Source organism: Phycisphaerae bacterium (assembly GCA_012729815.1).
Taxonomy (GTDB): Bacteria; Planctomycetota; Phycisphaerae; order JAAYCJ01; family JAAYCJ01; genus JAAYCJ01.
In genome coordinates, this window is sequence record JAAYCJ010000185.1 from 1 (window position 1) to 6695 (window position 6695).

General features: G+C 64.9%; 4 protein-coding genes. All 4 read right to left on the reverse strand.

The features are described from left to right. A partial coding sequence (locus tag GXY33_12550; protein NLX05961.1) for a PAS domain S-box protein occupies nucleotides 1-1853 on the reverse strand: 1853 nt, incomplete at its 3' end. Nucleotides 1854-2191: 338 nt separating this feature from the next. Continuing rightward, a complete protein-coding gene (locus GXY33_12555) occupies nucleotides 2192-4564 on the reverse strand; it encodes a hypothetical protein (GenBank protein NLX05962.1) in 2373 nt (790 codons plus the stop codon). 42 nt (nucleotides 4565-4606) lie between these two features. Beyond that, nucleotides 4607-6352, reverse strand: a complete 1746-nt coding sequence (locus GXY33_12560; protein NLX05963.1) for a bifunctional sulfate adenylyltransferase/adenylylsulfate kinase — start codon at nucleotides 6350-6352, stop codon at nucleotides 4607-4609. Between the two features lie 147 nt (nucleotides 6353-6499). Next, nucleotides 6500-6695 (reverse strand): SLC13 family permease (locus tag GXY33_12565; GenBank protein ID NLX05964.1); only part of this gene is annotated, 196 nt, incomplete at its 5' end.

Sequence of the window (6695 nt, forward strand, 5' to 3'; positions counted from 1 at the left end):
ACGCCCCGGCTGGCCGGATGGGCCGCCGGGTGGTTGGTGACGAGGCTGCGGCCCTCGGTCAGCACCTGACCGTAGAGGCCCCGCACGGGCAGATCGAGCAGGCGTCGATGGCCGCTCGGATCGAGTTTGGCGCACTGGTCCCATCCGGGGTTGCTGATGGCGACGTCACGGAGCAGGCCATCGGATCCGATCTCGCCGATCAGTCCGAACCGGCTGCCGGTGATCTCCTCGGCCACGGCCAGCGCCACCGTGCCCAACTGCGCCGTGGTATCACAGCCGATCGCCTCGCGAAACACCTGGTTGATCGCCCGCACAAGCCGGCCCTGCCGGGCGGTGGTCTCCTCGGCTGCCTTGCGCTGGCGGATATCGATCCCGATACCGATCGACGTGCCGTCGGCCAATCGGATGTTCGCCCATGAGATATCAACGACGGTCCCGTCCTTCGCCGTGGTCTTGAGGTCACGCCAGCCTTGCTCCAGGCGCAGCATATAATCGGTCACCTCTTGGCGATAGACCGGATCGGGATAAACCTTGGCCACGAAGTCACCTTCGGCGGCGTCCTCTTCGGTCCAGCCCAGCAGGCTACGCGTGTGGGCGTTGAACCGGAAGGTCTGAAGCTGCGGGTCCCAGATGCACAGGCACACCGGGATGTTGTCGGTGATAGCGATGAACAAGTCACGCTGGGCCTGGAGGGCCGTCTCCACAGCCTTGCGTTCGCTGATGTCGTGAGCGATCACGGTCGCGCCGAGGGGTCTGCCGTTCTCATCGGCGGTGAACGTCACGTCCAGGATGACGTCGATGCGGCGGCCGTCTTTGGTCTTGATTCTGTATTCGACGTTCCGGTCCGGCTCCTTGCCCTTAAGCCACATGGCGATCCGGGCTTGGAACCGATCCGCACCGTCGCCTTCCAGCAGATCGAATGGGTTGGAGGCCAACAGTTCCTCGCGGGTGTACCCGAGCATCTGGCACATGGCGTCATTGACCGAGGTGAACCTGCGGGTGCGAAAGTCGATCTCGTAGATGCCCGAGGGAGCGCAGCGGACAAGTTCGCGGTATTTCCGCTCCGCCTCCTGGAGAGCCGCTTCGGCTGCTTTGCGCTCCGTGATATCGCGATTGGTGGCCCGCCGCCCGCGCCACGTTCCATCGCGGTCAAAGACGGGCTGACAGTAGTGGCTGACCCAGCAGACCGAACCCTCCCTGGCGATGATTCGAAAGTCCAGCGACAAAACGCCCGCCTCCGGGCGCATCGCCTCGGCCACATGCTGTCGCACCCTCGCCCGGTCCTCCGGATGAACGATCCGGAAGAACAGACCGCGATCGGACGCGAAGTCCTCGGGACCATAGCCAGTGGTCCCCCGGCAGGACGGGGTTGTACAGAGGGACTCACCTTTGGGACCGATCCAGAACTCCCAATCGTAGGTGAAATCGACCATCGTCCGAAACCGCCGCTCGGACTCCCGGAGTTCACGTTCGGCGTCCCACACGCTGTTCAAATCGTGATAGCTGGCCATGGCCAGGGTGACACGGCCGCCCTCCTGTCGGACCGGGCCGGCACTGCAACTGACAGACAAGCTGCTGCCGCTGCCGCGGTGACGGATCTCAAGTTCGATATCGGTCAGCGTTTCGCCCCGGAGCGCCCGGGCCAGCGGCCACTGGTCTTCCGGCAGCGGGGTTCCGGTGGAGTCCCGTATTTCGACCAGTTCGCGGCGATGGTCATAGGCGCTCTGGGCGTCGTGAAAGTCGTTGGGGCCGAATAGCTTCAAGGCTGACGGGTTCATCCGCACCACGCGTCTCGCCCTATCGACCACCACCACGGCCTCACGCATGGTGTTAAGGACGGCCTCCAGGTCCACGGCCTTCAAGTCCGGCTGTGAACCCGGCGTACCACCTGCTGAACTTGGTCCGAAGATCGCTGGCGGCGTCAGTGCCGGTGTCGCCGCTCTGGATGCTTCGGAATCACGGACTTTGGCCGCTCGCTTGCCGGTCATAATCGACTGCAACCTCCCGCCTCAGCCACTCTCAGAAACCAGTGCGTTGCCACCCCCGCAACGCTCGCCCATGCGCACAAACGGAGCCCACCAAGGAGGTCAAGGGTGTGATTATAGCCGATGCTCTGGCCAAGTCCAAGTCTGAAGGCAATGGATTGGCATGTCCAGTATGGCTTTACAGCAGCAACTGCATTTGGGACCGATCAGGACTCACGAATGCCATCGGCCAAAGCGGGGCTGAGCTGCGGCGTGAGCTGCGGCGGATGGACCAGGCGGTAGTGCAGCCGGTCGGCGACCCATCGCCAGGAGAACTCGATTGGTCCAGCGGGCGTGGGAACGACCGCGGCGGACCCGGACCCGGCTGAGACGACCGGATCGACGACGAACCGCCGGAAACCGGGCTCCAGCGGCCGGATGCCCGTCAGGTAGGCGTGGTAGAGGTAGACCGGGATGGCGGACCAGCCGTGGCACAGGCTGCCCGCGTGGTCGAAATCCTCAGCCCCTTGAAGCGTCTCCCAGAAACTCGTGGCGCCCTGACGGAGCATGCCGGACCACTGATCGGCCACCGTCTGGAAGACCCAGCCGCCGTACCGCGGAGCGTCCTGCAGCAGGGCCCAAAACTTGTAGAGCGATTGGCTGAGCGTGGTGGCGACCAGTTCCGTGTCGCTGCGGGCGAGGTGCCGGCGAAGGGCGTCGGTCAGGTTGTCTGGGCAGGCGTCGATGCAGAGGGCCAGAGATTGGGTCAACTCGGCCCAATGATCCGGCGCGTCACAGCCGACGTAGGTCTTGTAGAGCTCGCGCTCGGTGTTCCAGAACTTGGCGTGGAAGCCCGCCCGGACACGTCGGGCCTGTTGTGCGATCCGCTCGGCTGCGGTCGGGTCGTCGGCCGCCCGCGCCAACCGGACGGCGGCGTCGAGGGCCATCACGAAGCATGCATTGAGCGGGGCGTCGAATCGAACGCCGTCCACAAAGACCCGCTCGTAGCCGGGTCCGTATCCACCGGCCAGACCGGCCGCCCAGTCGTAGAAATGCCAGTAGCCATTGCCGGTCGGGCAGGGCAAGACGTCGTCGACCAGGCGCGAGAGGTGCGTGTCCATCATGCGGCTGACCTTGGGCCAGACCGACCGGGCGAGCGAGGCATCGCCCGAATAGAGGTAATGATCGCCCAGGTCGGCCACCCACAACATGCTGAACGACGGGATCGTGAACTCGATCCGGGCCGGCGCGCACATCTCGGTGTAGCCGTCGTCGCGCAACGTCTCGGCGAAGAGCATGAACGAGGCGGCGGGAAAGCGGTACTCGCCGAACGCGTAGTAGCCGCAGAGGGCCTGGTTGCGGGCGTCGTTGGCGTAGAGCGACTGCTCTCGCCACGGGCAATCCTCGTAGTGCTCGTGCATGCACAGTTCGAGCGTCCGCACCGACACGTCGTAGATCGTTCGCAACAGCCAGTCGGAGGTTTCGAACCGACCGCGGTGCTCCAGCGGGTACGGCGTCGGCCGAAGACCCGCGTAGTGCAGCACGAATCGCTTGGCGCCCGAGACGTGCAGTTGGAGATACCGGCCGCCCAGCCGCAGGAACGGGTGCATGAACGTCTGGCGGCCGTCCCTGGCGATGTACCGCGAGGCGAAGTTGCGCGAGTCGGCGTTTCGCGGCCCGATCGACGCCGAGACCCGCAGAATATCCAAATGTTCGCCCCAGGCCACGTCGACGATCGCCCCGGCTGAGGCGTCGATATCCAGTTCCAGCAGGCCCGCTTCCTCGCAGCCCAGGTCGATCACCAGGTAGACGCCGCCGTCGGCCGGCGATTCATGACGCACGTTCAGACCGCGGGCGTTTGGCAACCGCAGGTCGCCGCTGTGGTCGTAGAAATCCTGCGGGTGGCGCGGAGAAAGGAAGTCCGAGAGCATCCGTCGGGCCACGGTGGCATCAGGGTTTGAGGACTCGTCGCGGCGAAAGACACCCTGGGCGATCACGCGAGCGGGCGCCGGCGGTTCGAGGCGGAGTTTCTCGATCGGCCGCTCGTCGCGGACCGGCCACTCATCGGTCGAGAACGTATCCTGAGGCCGGATCGTCTGCCACGGGTCGACGTTTTGAGTCTTTCGCGCGTCATACTCGAACGTCGGGCCCAACGGCCGCGTCACCTCCGGCATCGGACCCTGGCGGTAGGCGCTCTCGGTCCGCCATTGGGTTTGCGGGCCGCTGGCGATCCACGTTTGGCCGTTTCGCAGGGCGTAGATCAGTCCCGCCGGACCTTTGAGGTACCGGAAGAAGTCCTCGCCGACGTGATAGACCACGATCTCGAGGACATTGCGGCCGGCGCGGAGCCGTCGCGTCAGGGCGATCCGGTCGTAGACCTTGCGCCATGGGAAATCGCCGTACTGGTTCCACGCGACGAACTCGCCGTTGAGGTACGCGGCGTAGTCCGAAGCGGCGCTGATGAGCAACTCAGGCACATCGTCCACGCGATCGACGTCGAACTCGTGGCGGAACCGCACGTACTGACCGACCAGTTCGCGGCTTTCCGCCGGCCATACCCATACCGCTCCTGATGCCTGGATTTCCGACGGGGAAACCATGTGGTGCAATCCTTCCTGCAGAGATCGCGGTCGCGCCTGCCGCTATTGCGGCTTAGCCGGCTGGCTCGAATTGGGCCCGATGAAACCCTGTTTTTCGAGATAGAGCAGGACCTCCTGAACGCACTCCTCGGGCGTCATCTCGGTGGTGTCGAGCGACAGTTCCGCGTCGGCTGGGGTCTCGTACGGATCGGAGATGCCGGTGAATTCCTTGATGATGCCGGCCCGCGCCTTGGCGTAGAGGCCCTTGCGGTCGCGCTGCTCGCAGACCTCGACCGGGGTTGCGACGTGGACCAGGACGAAGCCGCCGCCGTCGCCGATCATCCCGCGGACTTCCTTGCGGATGTTGTCGTACGGGGCGATCGGGGCGCAGAGGGCGATGCCGCCGTTCTTGGTGATCTCGGAGGCGACGAAGCCGATCCGCCGGATGTTGATGTCGCGGTGCTCCTTGGAGAATCCCAACTCGGATGAGAGGTGCTTGCGGACCAGGTCGCCGTCGAGCAGGGTCACCGGGCGTCCGCCCATCTCCAGCAGCTTGACCATCAGGACGTTGGCGATGGTGGACTTGCCGGAGCTCGGCAGGCCGGTGAAAAATACGGTGAATCCCTGGCGGCTTCGCGGCGGATAGGTGCGGCGAAGCTCGGTGACCACCTCGGGGAAAGAGAACCACGGCGGGATTTCGCGTCCTTCGGCCAGGCGGTCGCGCAGCTCGGTGCCGGAGAGCGACTTGGGCTTGGCGCCGGCGGGCATTTCGTCTTCCGGCACGTACTCGTCGCGGTCTTCGAGATAGACCATCATCTTGAACGGCACCATTTTCATGCCAAGTTCCTGCTCGTGCTTCTGGAGGAGTTCCTGGGCGTCGTAGGGACCGTAGAACGGCTTGCCCGACGAGTCGGCGCCGGGACCGGCATGGTCGCGGCCGACGATCAGGTGCGTACAGCCGTAGTTCTTGCGGATGATCGCGTGCCAGACCGCTTCGCGCGGCCCGCCCATTCGCATGGCCAGCGGCAGCAGGCTCAGGGCCACCGTGTTTTTGGGATAGTGGCCCAGCACGGCTTGGATGCAGCGGACCCGCGTGTAGTGGTCCACGTCGCCGGGCTTGGTCATGCCGACCACCGGGTGGATCAGCAGGTTGGCGCCCAGGTCGCGGGCGGCGCGGAAGGTCAGTTCCTGGTGGGCCCGGTGCATCGGGTTGCGGGTCTGGAAGGCCACCACCTGCCGCCAGCCTTTCTCGGCGAACTGCCGGCGAAGATCGGCCGGCGTGTCGCGCAGCTCGACGAAATCGTAATGGTGCGGCAGTTGGACGCCTTCGATCACGCCGCCGACGTAGAACGGCTTGGTCTGTCGCTGGAGGTAACCCACAGCCGGGTGCTTTGGATCGCTCGTGCCGAAGACCTTTTGCGCTTCGGCGGCCAGGTCCGGCTGGTATATCTCCTCAACCTTCATCGCGGCCAGCATCACGCCTTCGAAGTCGCGCAGGGCCAGCATGGCTCCCGGCTTGAGCTTGCCCGCGATCTCCTCGGAGACGTCGAGGGTGATCGGCATCGGCCACAGCGTGCCGTCGGCCAGCCGCATCTTGTCGCAAACACTTTCGTAGTCCTTGCGGACCATGAAGCCGCGCAGCGGAGAAAAGCCGCCGTTGAGCAGCAGTTCCAGGTCACAGAGCTGGCGAGGCGTTAAGTCCCACGAGACCCAGTCGCGCGACTGCTCCTTGATCAGGCGGGCCCGATCCTCATTCACCAACAGATTCACCAGTTCCCCCCCGTGCGGTTCAATCAGATGCGAAGACATCTATGGCGTCTCCTGTAAAAAAGCGGCCCGGCCGCCGCCGGCAGACCGGCCTTGACCATAAACACTGTAAAGCGGATATCATACCGGCCGGAACCGCCGCCGCACCACCTTTTTCCCCACCACAGCGATACGCACCCGCCAGTCGGCTTACGGGGCAAACGGCCAGACGATCGGGATCAGCACGCTGGCCAGCAGAAACAGCAGCAGGCTCAGCGGCAGGCCCACCCGCACAAAGTCCGGGAATCGGTAGCCTCCCGGCCCGAAAACCATCATGTTGGTGTGGTAGCCGATGGGCGTGACGAAGCTGGCGGAGGCGGCGAACATGACGGCCATCGCGAACGGG